The sequence below is a fragment of the Streptomyces sp. NPDC030183 genome (assembly GCF_055573455.1).
The window spans coordinates 183,158-198,877 of sequence record NZ_JBVIBK010000016.1 but is presented as its reverse complement, the minus strand read 5'-3'; the positions used below and the strand labels follow the sequence as shown (position 1 = coordinate 198,877).

Annotated in this window: 11 protein-coding genes; 2 read left to right on the top strand and 9 right to left on the bottom strand. The window is 73.5% G+C overall.

Annotated features, from left to right (window positions below; all coding sequences use genetic code 11):
• The first annotated feature begins 88 nt into the window (after nt 1-88).
• A complete protein-coding gene (locus tag ACZ4Z2_RS20930; RefSeq protein WP_468078091.1) occupies nt 89-1,681 on the top strand; it encodes a CocE/NonD family hydrolase in 1,593 nt (530 codons plus the stop codon).
• 156 nt (nt 1,682-1,837) lie between these two features.
• Here ACZ4Z2_RS20930 and ACZ4Z2_RS20925 read toward each other — a convergent pair whose 3' ends face one another.
• Nucleotides 1,838-2,581, bottom strand: coding sequence for an amino acid ABC transporter ATP-binding protein (locus tag ACZ4Z2_RS20925; RefSeq protein ID WP_468078089.1), 744 nt, complete (start codon nt 2,579-2,581; stop codon nt 1,838-1,840).
• Nucleotides 2,582-2,753: 172 nt separating this feature from the next.
• Nucleotides 2,754-3,218: a DUF6278 family protein gene (locus ACZ4Z2_RS20920; RefSeq protein ID WP_468078087.1), complete on the bottom strand. Its 465-nt coding sequence runs from the start codon at nt 3,216-3,218 to the stop codon at nt 2,754-2,756.
• Between the two features lie 165 nt (nt 3,219-3,383).
• On the opposite strand from ACZ4Z2_RS20920, the gene ACZ4Z2_RS20915 reads away from it, so the two are divergent.
• Nucleotides 3,384-5,144: an SGNH/GDSL hydrolase family protein gene (locus ACZ4Z2_RS20915; protein ID WP_468078086.1), complete on the top strand. Its 1,761-nt coding sequence runs from the start codon at nt 3,384-3,386 to the stop codon at nt 5,142-5,144.
• Nucleotides 5,145-5,162: 18 nt separating this feature from the next.
• Here the strand turns inward: ACZ4Z2_RS20915 and ACZ4Z2_RS20910 are convergent, their stop codons facing one another.
• The 7 genes from ACZ4Z2_RS20910 to ACZ4Z2_RS20880 form a co-directional block, all read right to left on the bottom strand.
• A complete protein-coding gene (locus tag ACZ4Z2_RS20910) occupies nt 5,163-5,942 on the bottom strand; it encodes an exodeoxyribonuclease III (protein ID WP_468078084.1) in 780 nt (259 codons plus the stop codon).
• A 62-nt stretch (nt 5,943-6,004) separates the two neighbouring features.
• Nucleotides 6,005-6,640, bottom strand: a complete 636-nt coding sequence (locus ACZ4Z2_RS20905) for an MBL fold metallo-hydrolase (RefSeq protein WP_468078148.1) — start codon at nt 6,638-6,640, stop codon at nt 6,005-6,007.
• A 95-nt stretch (nt 6,641-6,735) separates the two neighbouring features.
• Nucleotides 6,736-8,037, bottom strand: a complete 1,302-nt coding sequence (gene pcaDC / locus ACZ4Z2_RS20900; RefSeq protein ID WP_468078082.1) for a bifunctional 3-oxoadipate enol-lactonase/4-carboxymuconolactone decarboxylase PcaDC — start codon at nt 8,035-8,037, stop codon at nt 6,736-6,738.
• A gap of 260 nt (nt 8,038-8,297) precedes the next feature.
• Nucleotides 8,298-10,433, bottom strand: a complete 2,136-nt coding sequence (locus tag ACZ4Z2_RS20895) for an SWIM zinc finger family protein (protein ID WP_468078147.1) — start codon at nt 10,431-10,433, stop codon at nt 8,298-8,300.
• Nucleotides 10,434-10,720: 287 nt separating this feature from the next.
• A complete protein-coding gene (locus ACZ4Z2_RS20890) occupies nt 10,721-13,597 on the bottom strand; it encodes a DEAD/DEAH box helicase (protein ID WP_468078080.1) in 2,877 nt (958 codons plus the stop codon).
• Nucleotides 13,598-13,734: 137 nt separating this feature from the next.
• Nucleotides 13,735-14,316 carry a sugar kinase gene (locus ACZ4Z2_RS20885; protein ID WP_468078078.1) on the bottom strand — a complete coding sequence of 194 codons (582 nt, stop codon included), beginning with the start codon at nt 14,314-14,316 and terminating at the stop codon, nt 13,735-13,737.
• On the bottom strand, nt 14,313-15,458 hold the full coding sequence (locus ACZ4Z2_RS20880; protein ID WP_468078076.1) for an ROK family glucokinase: 1,146 nt from the start codon (nt 15,456-15,458) through the stop codon (nt 14,313-14,315). The genes ACZ4Z2_RS20885 and ACZ4Z2_RS20880 overlap by 4 nt, the downstream gene beginning before the upstream one ends.
• Between the last annotated feature and the right edge of the window lie 262 nt (nt 15,459-15,720).

The window sequence follows — 15,720 nt, the reverse complement described above, 5'->3', positions numbered from 1 at the left end:
GTCACGTAACTTACCGAGGAGTTACCTCTGGTAAGCCCTCACGGTTACCGTCGGGTCACTTTGCACTGACACGAGTGAGGAGCGACCCGTGAGACACCCGCACGGCACCGCATCGCGCACGGCCAAGACCCTGCGCACGACGACCGTGGGAGCCCTGTCGGCCACCCTGGTCGCCGGCACCGCCCTCGGCCTCGCCCCCGCCGCCCAGGCGGCCGCGGCGGACGCCCCCACCACCCGCTTCGTCGACATCACGGGCGCCGACGGGACGGTCCTCAAGGCCAATGTCGTCGCCCCCGCGGACGCCTCCCGCACGTACCCGCTGCTGGTGCTCCCCACGAGCTGGGGGCTTCCGCGGGTCGAGTACCTGGCCCAGGCGCAGCAGCTCGCCAAGGCCGGGTACGTCGTGGTCAGTTACAACGTGCGCGGCTTCTGGGAGTCCGGCGGGTACATAGAAGTGGCCGGGCCACCGGACATAGCCGACGCCTCCGAGGTGATCGACTGGGCGCTCGCCCACACCCCGGCCGACGCGCGGCGCGTGGGGATGGCGGGGCTGTCGTACGGCGCGGGCATCAGTCTGCTCACCGCCGCGCACGACAAGCGGGTCAAGGCGGTCGCCGCGCTCAGCGGCTGGGCCGATCTCATCGACTCCATCTACTCCGGGCGCACCCAGCACCTCCAGGCGGCCGGTCTGCTGGACGGCGCCGGCCGGATCACCGGCCGCCAGGGCCCCGAACTCCAGGAGATCTTCAAGAACTTCTACGCGTCCAACCTGGCCAAGGAGCAGGACATGATCGAGTGGGGGAAGAAACGTTCCCCCGTGACCTATGTCGACCGTATCAACGCCAACGGCACGGCCGTCATGCTCGCCAACGGCTGGGGCGACTCGATCTTCCCGCCCAACCAGTACGCCGACTTCTACGAGAAGCTGACCGGCCCCAAGCGCCTCGAACTGCGGCCCGGCGACCACGCCACCACCGAACTGACGGGCCTGTTGGGGCTGCCCAACGACGTGTGGACGGACACCCGGCGCTGGTTCGACCACCATCTGCGGGGCCAGGACAACGGCATCGACGACGAGCAGCCCGTCCAGCTCAAGTCCCGTACCGGGGGCGCCTTCGAGGGGTATCCGGACTGGAAGTCGGTCACCGCGACCCGCAAGAAGATCGCCCTCGCGAGCGGTACCACGATCCACGCGAACGTCGACTCGGGCGCGAACGGCGGAGTCGTCTTCCTGTCCAGCGTCCTCGACCAGGTCGTCCAACTGCCGCCCATGGCCTCGATGCCGCTGCTGCCGCGCCGCTGGGCGGCCGTGTGGCAGTCGGAGAAGTACCGGACCTCGCAGCGGGTGCGGGGCACCGCCAAGCTGCACACCACGGTGACGGCCACCAAGGAGAGCGGCACCCTCGTCGCCTATCTGTACGACGTGGGCCCGCTCGGCCTCGGCAAGCTGGTCAGCAACGCGCCGTACACCTTCCACGGCGAGACGCCGGGCAAGCCGTTCGGCGTGGACCTGGAGTTGTGCTCCACGGCCTACGACGTTCCGGCGGGCCACCGTCTCGCCCTGGTCGTCGACACGGTCGACCCGCTCTACATCGAGCACAACCCGTCCGGCGCGCAGCTGACCTTCTCCTCGCCGCTGAACGACCCGTCGTACGTGTCGATCCCGCTGCGCGAGCAGTGATCTCCGGCTGCCGCCGGGCGGGCCTGGCCCCTGGCTACTGCGCGCCTGGCAGCAGCGTTTTCTGTGTGACCGGGATGGAGTCCTCGGCCTCGGTCACCCCCAAGTGGAGGAACCGCTCATCGTAGTCGAGGCCCGCGCCCGGTCCAGCGGCGGCGGTCAGTGCTTGAGGATCTTGGACAGGAAGTCCTTGGCACGGTCGCTGTCCGGGTTCGTGAAGAACTCGTCGGGCGCGCGGTCCTCGACGACGCGCCCGTCGGACATGAAGACGACGCGGTTGGCGGCGGAACGGGCGAAGCCCATCTCGTGGGTGACCACGACCATGGTCATCCCCTCGCGCGCCAACTGCTGCATGACTTCGAGGACTTCGTTGATCATCTCGGGGTCGAGGGCGGAGGTGGGCTCGTCGAAGAGCATGACCTTGGGATCCATGGCCAGCGCCCGCGCGATCGCGACACGCTGCTGCTGGCCGCCCGAGAGCTGAGCTGGGTACTTCGGCGCCTGGTCGGCCAGGCCGACCCGGTCGAGGAGTTCACGGGAGCGCTTGTCGGCGTCCTCCTTCTTCCGTTTGCGGACCTTGACCTGACCGAGCGACACGTTCTGCAGGACCGTCTTGTGCGCGAAGAGGTTGAAGGACTGGAAGACCATGCCGACGTCCGCGCGGAGTGCCGCGAGGGCCTTGCCCTCCGTCGGCAGCGGCTGTCCGTCGACCAGGATCTCCCCGGAGTGGATGGCCTCCAGCCGGTTGATGGCCCGGCAGAGCGTCGATTTCCCCGACCCCGAGGGGCCGATGACCACGACCACCTCCCCCCTGCCGACGGTGAGCTCGATGTCCTGGAGGACATGCAGGTCACCGAAGTACTTGTTCACACCATGCAGTTCGATCAGCGGATCGACAGCCATGCCCTGCCCGCCCTGTTCGCTCTCGGCCGTGTCGTGTCGCAGGTGCCGCAAACTATCCGCACGGAAGGTGGCTCCGGACGCGGACACGCACCGGCGGGGATTAGCCGTATTGTCAGGCACGGGATGTCAGGCACGAGCCGGGGCCTCGCCGCCCCGGCACCCTCCCGGGCGCTCACCCCTCCGCGATCTCGGCGTACAGCTGCGACAGCTCCGGTGCGCCGTTGTCGGCCCACTCGTGTCCCGCCTCGACGACGTCGACCTCCCGTCCGGAGGCCAGCCGCACCACGGGTTGGCCGTTGGGCCAGATCTCCCAGCGGGCGCCCGGGACGCTGCGGACGACGACCGTGCCGAGGTAGAGCCCGGCGTCGTTGCCCAGCCAGGTGGCGGTCTCCTCGTCGTCGCGCCAGCGCGGCACCAGTTGGTCGAGCGCCTCCAACGAGGCGGCGGAGTCGTCGAGTTCCACACCGGCCTGCTGGGCCTGCGCACGCAGCAGCTCGCATTCGGAGAGGAGTTCGACGATACGTTCGTGGCGCGACTGACCGTTGTCGTCCCCCTCGCCGTCACCGACGGACATCACCGCGACCCCCAGGGCGGGACCACGCTTCTTGCGCCAGCTGCCCAGGAAAGGGATGTTCATGCGGTCAGCGTGTCATTCGCACCGGCCTTCGCACCACAGGCGCGCGGAAGTCGCCTGTTCGCCCGGAGTTCGCACGGGGTTCCCGCCCGCCTCATTGACGGGTTCCTGACGCCTCTTTAGTTTCGTGGCGCATCCGTCGTCATCAGGGGAACGGGAGGGTCGCGCGTGCGTCGACGCGTCTGGGGAACGGCTGTCGTACTGGGCCTGTTGGCGGCGTTCGCTCCCGTCGCCTCCGCCCGCGCCGCCACCGGCGGGGCGGGCGAACCGGTTCCGCTTGCACGGCTGTTCGACAACCGGGCCGTCAGTGACGACGCCCGGCCCGCCGAGGCCGACTTCGACGGCGCGGGCGGCTCGCTCCCGGCACGGGACCTGGCGGCCGCCGGCTGGACTCCGGGCCGTGCGCTGACCGTCCAGGGCGCCCGTCTGACCTGGCCGGACCGTGCTCCGGGCGAGCCGGACAACGTACGGGCCGACGGCCAGTCCGTGCGGGTACGGGGCCGGGGCGACGCCCTCGCCTTCCTCGTCGCCGCGACGGGCGGCGCCGACGCGACAGGGACCGGCACCGTCCGTTACTCGGGCGGCGCCCGCTCCTCGTACCGGCTGACCGCCCCGGACTGGCGCACCGGCCCGCTCGCCACCAAGGCCGTCGCCCTCCCCCACGTCAACACGCCCGGCGGTCAACTCGCCGAGAAGGCGCGGCTGTACGTCGTCACCGTGCCCCTGCTCCGAGGTCGTCAGGTGGCGTCCGTGACGCTGCCGCGCGACCGGGACCTGCATGTGTTCGCCCTGTCGGTGCGGCCCGAGTCACGGGGCTGGACGGGCAGTTGGGCGGCCTCCACCTCGGGTTACACCGCCGTCGGCCCGTGGACCGACCGCACCCTGCGGCTGGTGGTGCACACCTCGGGGGGCGGGCCTCGCGTGCGGATCCGGCTCGACAACACCTTCGCGTCGGCGCCGGTACGGGTCGGCGGCGCGACGGTGGCGTTGCGGGCGGAGGGAGCCGCCGCCGTCGGCGCGCCGGTACCGCTGTCGTTCAAGGGCCGGACGGGCACCGAGCTCCCGGCGGGCGCGCAGGCGTTCAGCGATCCGCTGGACTTCGGGGTGCCGCCGGACAGCGATCTGCTGGTCAGCTTCCATCTGCCCGGCACGGTGCCGGCCGCGCCGGTGCACCGGCTTGCCCAGCAGACCTCGTACGTCAGCGAACCCGGCGATCACGCGGGCGACGGCTCGGCTGCGGCCTACACGTCGACGATCACGACCTGGCCGCTGCTGACGGGCGTCGACGTCGGGGGCGGGCCCGGGTCGGTCGTCCTCCTCGGCGACTCGATCACCGACGGGGAGAGGACCACGGTGGGCGGCAACCGCCGCTGGCCGGACGTCCTGGCCGACCGGCTGCTGCGGCAGGGCGAGGTCCCGCGCTACGGGGTCCTGAACCAGGGGATCTCCGCGAACCGGGTGGTCACCGACCGCTATCCGGGCGACGGCGTCTCCACCGACACGGGCGGCGTCAGCGCCCTCAACCGCTTCGACCGTGACGTCCTCGCCCAGACCTCCGCCCGTACCGCCGTCGTCTTCCAGGGCGTCAACGACGTCCGCTGGGGGGCCACGGCGGACCAGGTCGTCGCCGGGCTGCGGGAGATCGCCGCCCGGGGTCACGCGCGGGGCCTGCGGATGCTGGTGGCGACGATCGCGCCCTGCGAGGGCGAGGCCCGTTGCACGGCCGCCGCCGACGCCCACCGGGTCGCGGTCAACGAGTGGATCCGCGGCACCGACACGTTCGACGGGGTGCTGGACTTCGACCGGGTGCTGCGCGACCCCGACCGGCCGGCGCGGATGCTCCCCGCGTACGACAGCGGGGACCATCTGCATCCGGGCGAGGCGGGACTCGCCGCGCTGGCCGAGTCGGTGGATCTGCGGCTGCTCTGAGCGGCAGCCCGCGGGCCGCTACACGTCCAGGTCCACCACGACCGGCGCGTGGTCCGAGGCGCCCTTGCCCTTGCGCTCCTCGCGGTCCACGTAGGCGTCCTTCACGGCCTTCCCGAACGGTTCGTTGCCGTAGACGAGGTCGATGCGCATGCCGCGGTTCTTGGGGAAGCAGAGCTGGCGGTAGTCCCAGTACGTGAAGGGGCGCTCGTACTTCAGGGGGCGCGGGACGATGTCGGAGAGACCCGCCTCGCGGAGGGAGGCGAGGGCGGCGCGCTCGGCGGGGGTGACATGGGTGGCGCCCTCGAAGGCGGCGACGTCGAACACGTCGTCGTCGGTGGGCGCCACGTTGTAGTCGCCCATGACGGCGAAGGGGCGGCTGCCGGCGGCGTCACCGGCGACGGCGGCCTTCAGGGCCTCGAACCACTGGAGCTTGTACGCGTAGTGCGGGTGGTCGACCTCGCGGCCGTTCGGCACGTACACGGACCAGACGCGGACCGGGCCGCAGGTGGCGGAGATCGCGCGGGGCTCCACGACGCCGTCGTAGCCGGGGTCGCCGGGCAGGCCCTTGACGACGTCCTCCAGGCCGACGCGGGAGATCACCGCCACGCCGTTCCACCGGCCGGTGGCGTGCACCGCGGCCTCGTAGCCCCTCTCCCGCAGCGCGTCGAAGGGGAAGGCGTCCTCGGCGATCTTGGCCTCCTGGAGGCAGAGCACGTCCGTGCCGGTGCTCTCCAGCCAGGCGAGGAGCCGTGGGAGGCGGGCGGTGATCGAGTTCACGTTCCAGGTGGCGATACGCATGCCCCACAACTTACCGGGCGGGTCCGACAGCGCCGCCCCGCCCGGTCTCCCGCCCCAGGGCCCTACAGGTCCGCCGAGGTGCCGGGGGCGAGCCGGAGGTGTTCGGTGCCGCCCAGGGCGCCGATCTGGCGGTCGTAGATCGGGCGGGCCAGGTCGGTGAGGAGGGCGTCGTGGATGTCGTACGCCCGTCGCGGCTTGACCTCGCGGACGTAGTCGATGACCTCGGAGATCTTGCTCCAGGGGGCCATGACCGGGAGCATCAGCGTCTCCACCGCGTGATCGGGGACGGTGAGGGCGTCGCCCGGGTGGAAGACCCGGCCCCCGTCGACGAGGTAGCCGACGTTGGTGATGCGCGGGATGTCGGGGTGGATGACGGCGTGCAGTTCGCCGTGCGCCTGGACGTCGAAGCCCGCGGCCGTGAACGTGTCGCCGTGACCGACGGTGTGCACCCGGGCGGGGAAGGCGGCGGAGATCTTCTCGGCGACGGAGCGCAGCGTCCAGATCTCGGCGGCCGGGTTGCCCTCCAGGGCCGCGCGGAGCCGGCCCTCGTCGAAGTGGTCGGGGTGCTCGTGCGTGACCAGGACCGCGTCCGCGCCGACCGCCGCGTCCTCCTCGCTGAACCCGCCGGGGTCGATGACGAGCGTGCGTCCGTCCTTCTCCAGACGGACGCAGGCGTGCGACTTCTTCGTGAGCTTCAAGGTCATGGGTCCATCCTGCCCCCGCGGTGCGGCCGAGGGATCGCTCACCGGTGCCCCACGGCCGGATCGGCGGCCTCGCGGGCCCGCTGCCGGGGTCATTCCTCGGGGGTGGTTTCCTCCCGGATGACCTGCTGGGCCACCCTGAAGGCGCTGTTGGCGGCCGGGACACCGCAGTACACGGCGGCCTGGAGGAGGACTTCCTTGATCTCGTTCGGGGTGAGCCCGTTGCGGAGGGCGGCCCGGGTGTGGAAGGCCAGTTCGTCCAGGTGTCCTCCGGCGACGAGTGCGGTGAGCGTGACACAGCTGCGGGAGCGGCGGTCGAGGCCCGGCCGGTCCCAGATCTCGCCCCAGGCGTAGCGGGTGATGAACTCCTGGAAGTCGCCGGAGAACTCGTCCGCCGTGGCGAGCGCCCGGTCGACGTGCGCGTCGCCGAGCACCTCGCGGCGGACCTTGAGCCCCGCTTCGTACGGGTCCGGTCTTCCCGTCGCCTCAGGCTGGAGGGCGGCCGGGGCGATCTCGGCGACGGGGCCGCTCTGCGGCGGCACGGCGACGGCGAGGGCCGGCTTGGCCGGCGCCGCCGGGATGGCGATCTGGCCGGTGGTCGAGTCGTACGCGGGCTGCCAGGCCGTGGAGAAGTGCCGGACGAGGAGGTCGGTGACCGCGGCGGGCTGCTCGACGGGGACCAGGTGCGAGGCGCTGGGGACCACGGCGAGCCGGGCGTCGGGGATGCCCGCGACGAGGGTACGGGCCTCGGCGGGCCCGGTGACCTGGTCGTCGGAGCCGACGAGGACCAGGGTGGGCACCCCGATACGGCCCAGTTCGGCGCGGACGTCGAACGAGGCGAGGGCCTCGCAGGCGGCGATGTAACAGCCGGGGTCGGTGGTGCGGACCATCTGCACGGCCCACTCGGTGATCGCGGGCTGCGCCGCCGCGAACCCGGCGGTGAACCAGCGGTCCGGGGAGGTACGGGCGATCGGGTCGAGGCCGTTCGTCCGCACGATCACCCCGCGCTGGCGGAACTCGTCGGCCGTGCCGAAGCGCGGCGAGGCGGCGATCAGGGCGAGCGAGGCGAGGCGGTCGGGGTGGCGCAGCGCGAGCTCCGCGCCGATGGCGCCGCCGAGCGCGCAGCCCGCGTAGCCGAAGCGCTGCACGCCGACCGCGTCCAGCGTGGCCAGCAGCCGGGCGGCCAGCTCGGACACCGAACCGCCGGGGTACGCGGGGGCACCGCCGTGGCCCGGCAGGTCGAACCGGAAGACCCGCCACTGCTTGGTCAGCTCGGGGATCTGCCTGTCCCACATGTGCCATGTCGTACCGAGCGAGGGCCCGAGGATGAGGACCGGGGCGTCGTCCGGCCCGTCGAAGCGGTACTGGAGGGCGGGGGTCGTCGTCTCACTCACCGCTACACGCTAACGTCCCGCCCCCGGTGCTCTGTCCCGGGGACCGGAATCCGCCCGTGCGGCTCCCGGACATCGACGGGCAACTTCCACACCGTCTTCACCGAAGCGCAGGTCACGCCGCGGGCGCGCGGCCGGGGCACGATGACGGACCATCCGTCGAACAAACTTCCCACCATGTCGTGCGTTGCGTGGGGTCGCGTCGGCGGGTGCGGCTCGGGCGGTTCCGGGTTGGCTCGGGGCGCCCGGGGGGCCTGCGGGCGTCAGCCGGTGTCCGTCGACCCCAGGCCCGTCAGGGCGCCCACCGGGTCGAGGTCCGGTGTCCCCCGCGGCCACCAGTCGTCGTGGCCCGGTTCGGACTCGTAGGCGTACCACAGGCCGTCGCGGCCGAGGCGGAGTTGGACATGGCCGAGGGGGTGGGTGAGGTGGTTGCGCCAGGGGCGGAACGCCGGGAGGTCGGCGGCGAGGAGCAGCGGGCGGGCACGGTCGAAGCGGCCGGCCGGCGGGTCCCACGGCTCCTCCAGGACGGCGAGCCCTTCGAGGCCGCCCTGGCGCCAGGCGGCGACCGCGCGGGCCAGGTCGGCGGGGGTCCGGCCGGTGGCGGCGGCCAGCGACGAGTACAGGGCGCGGGTGGTGGCGGTCAGCCCGGAGCCGGGGCGGGCCGCGGCCAGCCGTACCGCGTCCTGCCAGAGCGTCAGCTGGGCGACCGGGTCGCGTCCGGTAATGAGCAACGCGTGCGCCCGGGCCGCCGCGTCGGTGGCCAACTGGTCCAGCGCGAACGGGTCCGGGCCGCCCGGCACCCCCGGATACACCGGCGGCTGCTCCGGGTGCGGGGGCGGGGGCAGCGGGGCCGGAAGCGGCGGGAGCGCGCGGGGAGCGAGGGCCTCACTGGCGCGGACACCGGGCAGGGTCGCCGGCCGCTGCTCCTGGGCGGCACGCGCCGCCCGCGCGGCGTTGCGCCGCGACAGCGCGTCGAGCAGTTCCCGCTCGCCCCGGCCGCGCAGCAGGAGCAGTACGAAGGGGTCCTCGTCCAGCAGCCGTGCCGTCTGGTAGCAGAGCGCCGCCGCGTGCTTGCAGGGGTGCCCTCGGTCCGGGCAGCTGCAATGGGGCTCCAACTCCCCGGGGCCGGGCAGCAGTCGCGTCCCGCGACGGTTCCGGGCGCCGGACACGGACGCGGCATCACCACCAGTGCCTGTGGCTGTGCCTGTGCCGGTGGCTGTGGCTGTGCCTGTGCCGGTGTCAGGACCGCTGCCGGTCCCGGCGAGGGACTGCGGGAGTTCCTTGTCGAGCAGGGCGGCGATGTCGGCGGGGCGTTCGGCCGCCGTGTCCAGGAAACGGTCCCACTCGTCGTCGTCCAGTGTCCGCAGCCGGACCTGTACCCGGTAGGGCCGGGGGCGGCTGCCGTGGACGTACGCCAGCACCAGCCCCGGCGTGACCGTGATCGCGTCCACGTGGCCCTTGTCGGCGTACGCCCGCCCCCGTACGAGCCGGGCCGCGTCCAGGGCGCCCTCCTCCAACGCCGTCACCCAGGCGTTCCCCCACCAGCTCCCCGCGAACGCCTCCCCGGCCGAGCTGCGGGGCGGAAAGGCCCGGAAGGTACGGCGGAGTTCCCCGTCACGGGACGGGGCGGCCATGGTGCTGGGGACGCGGGGGGTGGCGGAGCCGCCGGGTCGGGCGGTTCCCGCTTGGCTTCCGGCTTGGGTCCCGGTACGGGCTTGCGCTGGGGGTGGGGCCAGGGCTTCGGTTTCGGCTCGGGCTTGCGCTGGGGCTCGAACTGGGGCCTGGGCTTCGGCTTCCGCTGGGGCTCGAACTGGGGCTTGGGCTTCGGCTTGTGCTTCGGTTTCGGCTTGCCCTTCGGTTTCGGCGTGCGCTTCGGCTTCCGGTTCGGTTGGTTCCGGCTGCAAGGCGCGTACCTCTCGGACCCGGTGGTGTCCCTCACCCCGGTCGGCGCGACGGCCCGGCCGCTCCTGCCGCGCCGGGCGGCGGATCGGCGACGCATCCGCGCCACGGCCTACGGGCGCGCCCCCGCGCCTGCCTTCGGGTTCACCTGTCTTCGTCCCTGCCCTTGGCCCTGCCCCTGCCCCTGTCCCGGTCTCTTCCCCTGTCTCTGTCTCCGCCCCTGTCCCGGTCTCTTCCTCTGCCTCTGTCCCCGCCCCTGTCCCGGTCTCGGCTGCGGCTCCCCCGGGCCTGGCGGGGGCCTCCGCTTCGGAGCGGGCCCGCTCGGCCGCGCTCCGTGCGGCGCGCAGTGCCGCACGGGCGATGTCACCCGGCCGGGCACCGCCCGCCGCGACCGTCCCCCCGGGGCGCGCGGCCTCAGCGGCACGCGGGGCCCGCGGGCCCCGCTGCCCTGACGGTCCCTCGGGTACGGCCGCCGCCCTGGCGTCCGCGGCCCGCCACAGCGCTTCCCGGGCCGCGTCGCCCGGCCGGGCACCGCGCGGGGCCCGGGCCTCACCCGCGGTCGGCGCGGAAGTCGCGCCGCCACCCTCCGGTACGCCCCCGAGCTCCTCCGCCGCGTCACCGGACGCGCCGACGCCTCCCCCGGGCGTGGACCCCGCGCTGTCCGGCGCCGATGTCGAAGCAGTCGGCTCCTCCTCCTGGTCCGTGCCCCGCAGCGCCCGTTCCCGGGCAGCGCGCAACGCCTGGCGGGCCGCGTCCGCGGGGCGGGGGGCGGGGTGGCCGGCGGCGCTCATGCCGACCTCCGCAGGGAGACGAGGTCGGTCAGTTCGCGGTCGGTCAGTTCCGTCAGGGCGGCCTCGCCGGAGCCGAGGATGGCGTCGGAGAGCGCCCGCTTCGCTTCGAGCATCTCGGCGATACGGTCCTCGATGGTGCCCTCGGTGATCAGGCGGTGGACCTGGACGGGCTGGGTCTGGCCGATGCGGTACGCGCGGTCGGTGGCCTGCTCCTCGACCGCCGGGTTCCACCAGCGGTCGAAGTGGATGACATGGCCGGCCCGGGTGAGGTTCAGGCCGGTGCCGGCCGCCTTGAGGGAGAGGACCAGGACCGGGGTCGCCCCGCTCTGGAACCGGTCCACCATCGCCTCGCGTTCCTTGACCGGTGTGCCGCCGTGGAGCAGTTCGACCGGGATCGCGCGGGCGGCGAGGTGCGCGGTGATCAGGCGGGCCATGCCGACGTACTGGGTGAAGACCAGGGCGGAGCCGTCCTCGGAGAGCAGGGTGTCCACCAGCTCGTCGAGGAGGGCGAGTTTGCCGGAGCGTGCGGACAGGCGGTCTCCGTGGCCGGCCGCTTCCTCCTTCAGATACAGCGCCGGGTGGTCGCAGATCTGTTTGAGGGCGCCCAGCAGTTTCAGGACCAGGCCCCGGCGGGCGATGCCCTCCGCCGTCTCGATGGCCAGCAGCGACTCCCGGACGACGGCCTCGTACAGCGCGGCCTGTTCGCGGGTGAGGGGGACGGGGTGGTCGGTCTCGGTCTTGGGCGGGAGTTCGGGGACGATACCGGGGTCGGACTTCTTGCGGCGGAGCAGGAAGGGACGGACCAGCCGGGCGAGTCGGGTCACGGCCTCCTCGTCCTCGCCGTTCTCCACGGCGCGGGCGTGGCGGGCGCGGAAGGACTTGAGGGGGCCGAGGAGTCCGGGGGTGGTCCAGTCGAGGAGGGCCCACAGCTCGGACAGGTTGTTCTCCACCGGCGTGCCGGTGAGGGCGACCCGGGCGGGCGTCGGGATGGTGCGCAGGGCCTTCGCCGTCGCCGAGTAGGGGTTCTTGACGTGCTGGGCCTCGTCGGCGACGACCATGCCCCACCGCCGCTCGGCGAGTTGGGGTGCCGTCGAGCGCATCGTGCCGTAGGTGGTGAGGACGAAGCCGGGGCCGAGGTCGTCCAGGGAGCGGTCGGGGCCGTGGAAGCGGCGGACGGGCACGCCGGGGGCGAAACGGGTGATCTCGCGCTGCCAGTTGCCCAGCAGGGAGGCGGGGCAGACGACGAGGGTGGGCTCGGGGCGGGCCCGGCGCAGATGCAGGGCGATGACGGTGATGGTCTTGCCGAGGCCCATGTCGTCGGCGAGACAGCCGCCGAGGCCGAGGGAGGTCATGAGGTCCAGCCAGGCCAGGCCCCGGAGTTGGTAGTCGCGGAGGGTTGCCGCGAGGCCCGGGGGCGGGTCTACCGGGCCGACACCGGCCGTCAGCCGGTCACGGAGCGCGGCCAGGGCGCCCACCGGGACCGCCTCGACGGTCTCGCCGTCCACGTCGGCGGTGCCGGTGAGGGCCATGGACAGGGCGTCCACCGGGTCGAGCAGGCCCAGTTCGCGCCGGCGGGCCTTGCGGACGAGGGCCGGGTCCACGAGGACCCACTGGTCACGCAGGCGGACGACCGGGCGGTGGGCCTCGGCCAGGGCGTCCATCTCGGCGTCGGTGAGCGGGTCACCGCCGAGCGCCAGCTGCCAGCGGAAGCCGAGCAGTTCCTCACTGTCGAAGAAGCCCGTGCCGTCCGTGGCCGAGCCGGGCGCCGGGCGCACCTCGGCCCGCGCGCTCAGGTCCTGGGCGAGGTCGCGGGGCCAGTGCACGGCGACCCCGGCCGCGGTCAGCCGGGTCGCGGCCACGCCGAGGAGGTCGGACAGCTCGTCCTCGGAGAGCGCGAGGACGTCGGGGACGTCCTGGTCGGCGAGCCGGTCCAGGGGCGGCCAGACGCGGGCCGCGCGGCGTACGGCGAGGGCGGCGTCCACGCGGGCGCGGGGCCCGAACGCCTCGTCCGCGTCGCCCGCCCACAGGGCCGCCGCGTCGGCGACGAGCGTGGGGTCGGCGAGGCTGTGCACCTGGACCACGGCGGCGCCCGCCCGGCGGCCTCCCTCGCTGTCGTCGAACAGGTCGTACGCCGACAGGTCGAGGCGCAGGGAGATCCGGACGCCCGCGTCCATGCCGGCGGCGACCTCGGCGGCCCAGTCGCGGGCGCCGGGGAGCCGCTGGCCCGAACTCGCCGCGAAGGGCTTGCCGGAGACGTACGGCGCGGCCGGGCCGCGGGGCAGGGTGTCGGCGACGGCGTCCAGGAAGGACCGCATCAACGCCTCCGGTTCGGGCAGCCGGAGCGGGCCCTTGCCGGGCAGTGGGACGGCGTGGCCCTCGTACGGCAGGGCGGCGGCGACGGCCCTGAGGTGGGCGATGTCGTCCGGGTCGAGCGGTCCGGCCCGCCAGGCGTCGAACCCGTCGGCGGTGAGCCCCGGCAGCAGGCGCCCCCGTGCGACGAGCCGCAGCGCGTGCAGGGCGGCGGCGCCCCAGCAGGCCGTGGCGGGGTGGGCGGCCGGGTCGCGGCGGGCCCGGGTGAGCAGGGGCAGGGCCTCGGCGACAGACAGGGACAGGGCGGGGACGGCGCCTCTGCGGACCCCGGTGGTGCCGTGCCGTCGGACGACGGTGAGGTCCTCGGTGCGGCCCGGCGGTGGTGTGTCGCCGTCCGGGTCCCAGAAGGCGACCCGGCTGTGGCGGGGCAGGGGCGCCGGCAGGAAGACGGCGGCCAGCCGGACGGGTACGGTCAGGGGACCGGTGGCGGCCGGTGTCACGGGAACGGCCGCAGGGGCCTCGGGAACGGCCGTGACGGCCTCGGGAACAGCCATGTCCCACATGTGTCCGGTCACCTCCCCGCCCATGGTCGGATGAGCCGTCTCCGGCTCCGATCAGCTGTCTCCGACTCTACGGGCGGGGTCTGACATTCGGTCCCGCCGACCGTGCGCGGGCCCGCGCGGGCCCGGATACACGCAGGTCAGGGCACGGTCCGGGACACCACGTACACCATCGGATGGTCCGGGTTGGACCGGTTCACGACGATGTCGTGGGTGGGCGCGGGACTCTTCCGCTTGTTGACGAGGCCGTACCAGGGGCCGGGGCCGCCGAAGTCCCAGCCGACGATCCGCCGGTCGCGGGCGTGGATGGCCATCTCGCCCTTCTTCAGCGCCGCCGTGCTGGTGCCGATCTGGTCGAGGAAGCGTTCGAGGCCCTCGTTGCTCGTGTAGAACTGCACGTACAGACGGCTGGTCCGCCAGTTGTTGGTCTCGTAGTACGCGAGGTGCTTCGAGTACGGCGGGACCGGGACGTCGTAGAGGCGCTGCTGGAGCCGGGAGGGCCAGTGCGCGGTGAGGCCGGTCGCCGAGTACTTCGCTTCCTTGTCCTTGCCGCTGTCCCGGCTCTGGTTCGCGGAGATCACCAGATAGCCGGCGGGGACGCCGATGAGCAGCACGATGATCGCCAGGGTGAGCGCGCGCCGGCGGATCTTGTGGCGGCGGTCCTCGGCGGGCTGCCCGGGTTCCTCGGGTGAGGTGCCCTGGCGGGGCACGGACGCGGTCATGCGGAGTCCTCGGTGGTGCGGCGGGCCTCCACGTACCGCGCGTACCGCTCGTAGCGCTCGACCCGGCGGCGGTTGGCGCGGCGGAAGCGGCGAGCGACCAGGCGGGCGAGGTCGGCGGCGCCGACCATGCCGGCCTCGGGGCCGAGCTGGGCGCGGGCGATACGGGCCTCGGGGCGGTAGCCGCGGCCGGTGAGATGGCGGCGGAAGGCGTCGCGGGCGGGGCCGATGAGCAGGTCGTCGGCGGCCGAGACACCGCCGCCGATGACGAAGCAGGACGGGTCGAGGGCGGCCGCCAGGTTGGCGATTCCGACGCCGAGCCACTGGCCGATGTCCTGGAGCAGCTCGACGCACATCGCGTCGCCCTCGCGGGCCAGCTCGGTGATCATCGGCCCGGTGATGTCGCCGATGTTGCCCTTGACGTGCTCGATGATCCCGTAGGCGACCGGGGAGTCCGCGGCGGCCAGCTCGCGGGCCTCTCTGACCAGCGCGTTCCCTGAGCTGTACTGCTCCCAGCAGCCGCGGTTGCCGCACGGGCAGCGGTGTCCGCCGGGCACGACCTGCATATGGCCGAACTCTCCCGCGACCCCGAACTTGCCGCGCTTGACCTGGCCGTCCTCGAGGATCGCGCCGCCGATGCCGGTGCCGAGTGTGATCATGACCAGGTGGTCCTCGTCGCGGCCGGCGCCGAAGCGCCACTCGGCCCAGGCGGCGGAGTTGGCGTCGTTGTCGACCAGCACGGGCACGGCGAGGCGGCCGGCGAGCCGGTCGCGCAGCGGTTCGTTGCGCCAGGACAGGTGCGGGGCGAACAGCACGCGGTTGCGGTCCGCGTCCACCCACCCGGCGGCGCCGATGCCCACCGCGTGCACGTCGTGCCGGTCGGAGAGGTCCAGCACCAGCTCCACGATCGTGTCCTCGACGACCTGGGGGCTCTTGGACTTGTCCGGGGTCTCCGTGCGGAGCTTCTCCAGGATGTTGCCGTCGGCGTCCACGACGCCCGCCATGACCTTCGTCCCGCCGATGTCGATGCCGACGGTGGGGACGCGGGGCGCCGTCAGGTGCGAGCGGCGCTCGCGCGTGCCGACGGTACGCAGGACGGTGGCCCGCGCGGAGCCGCGGTGGGTGAAGTCGCGGTAAGTGCTCATCGGGCCGATTCTGCCTTAGCGCTCCGCTCGGTGCGGCGTGGGGGCGGGGGGTGCCACGGGTTGTTTCTCGGGTGCGGGTCCGGTGGGGACTGGTCGCGCCCACGCGGCGGAGCCGCATATGTCACAGTCCCGGGGGGGGGGGGGGGGGAGGGGGGGGGGGGGGGGGGGTTGTGGGGGGGGGGGGGGGGGGGGGGGGGGTTTCTCGAAGGGGGGGTGCAGGTTCTGTGATCGGTTGTGTGGGGTTTCGTGTTGGGTTTCGTCC

What these genes read in the sequence shown, in the direction of transcription:
- ACZ4Z2_RS20925 (WP_468078089.1), bottom strand. Translation starts at nt 2,581, where the DNA reads ATGGCTGTCGATCCGCTGATCGAACTGCATGGTGTGAACAAGTACTTC.
- ACZ4Z2_RS20920 (WP_468078087.1), bottom strand. Translation starts at nt 3,218, where the DNA reads ATGAACATCCCTTTCCTGGGCAGCTGGCGCAAGAAGCGTGGTCCCGCC.
- ACZ4Z2_RS20910 (WP_468078084.1), bottom strand. Translation starts at nt 5,942, where the DNA reads ATGCGTATCGCCACCTGGAACGTGAACTCGATCACCGCCCGCCTCCCA.
- ACZ4Z2_RS20890 (WP_468078080.1), bottom strand. Translation starts at nt 13,597, where the DNA reads ATGTGGGACATGGCTGTTCCCGAGGCCGTCACGGCCGTTCCCGAGGCC.
- ACZ4Z2_RS20885 (WP_468078078.1), bottom strand. Translation starts at nt 14,316, where the DNA reads ATGACCGCGTCCGTGCCCCGCCAGGGCACCTCACCCGAGGAACCCGGG.
- ACZ4Z2_RS20880 (WP_468078076.1), bottom strand. Translation starts at nt 15,458, where the DNA reads ATGAGCACTTACCGCGACTTCACCCACCGCGGCTCCGCGCGGGCCACC.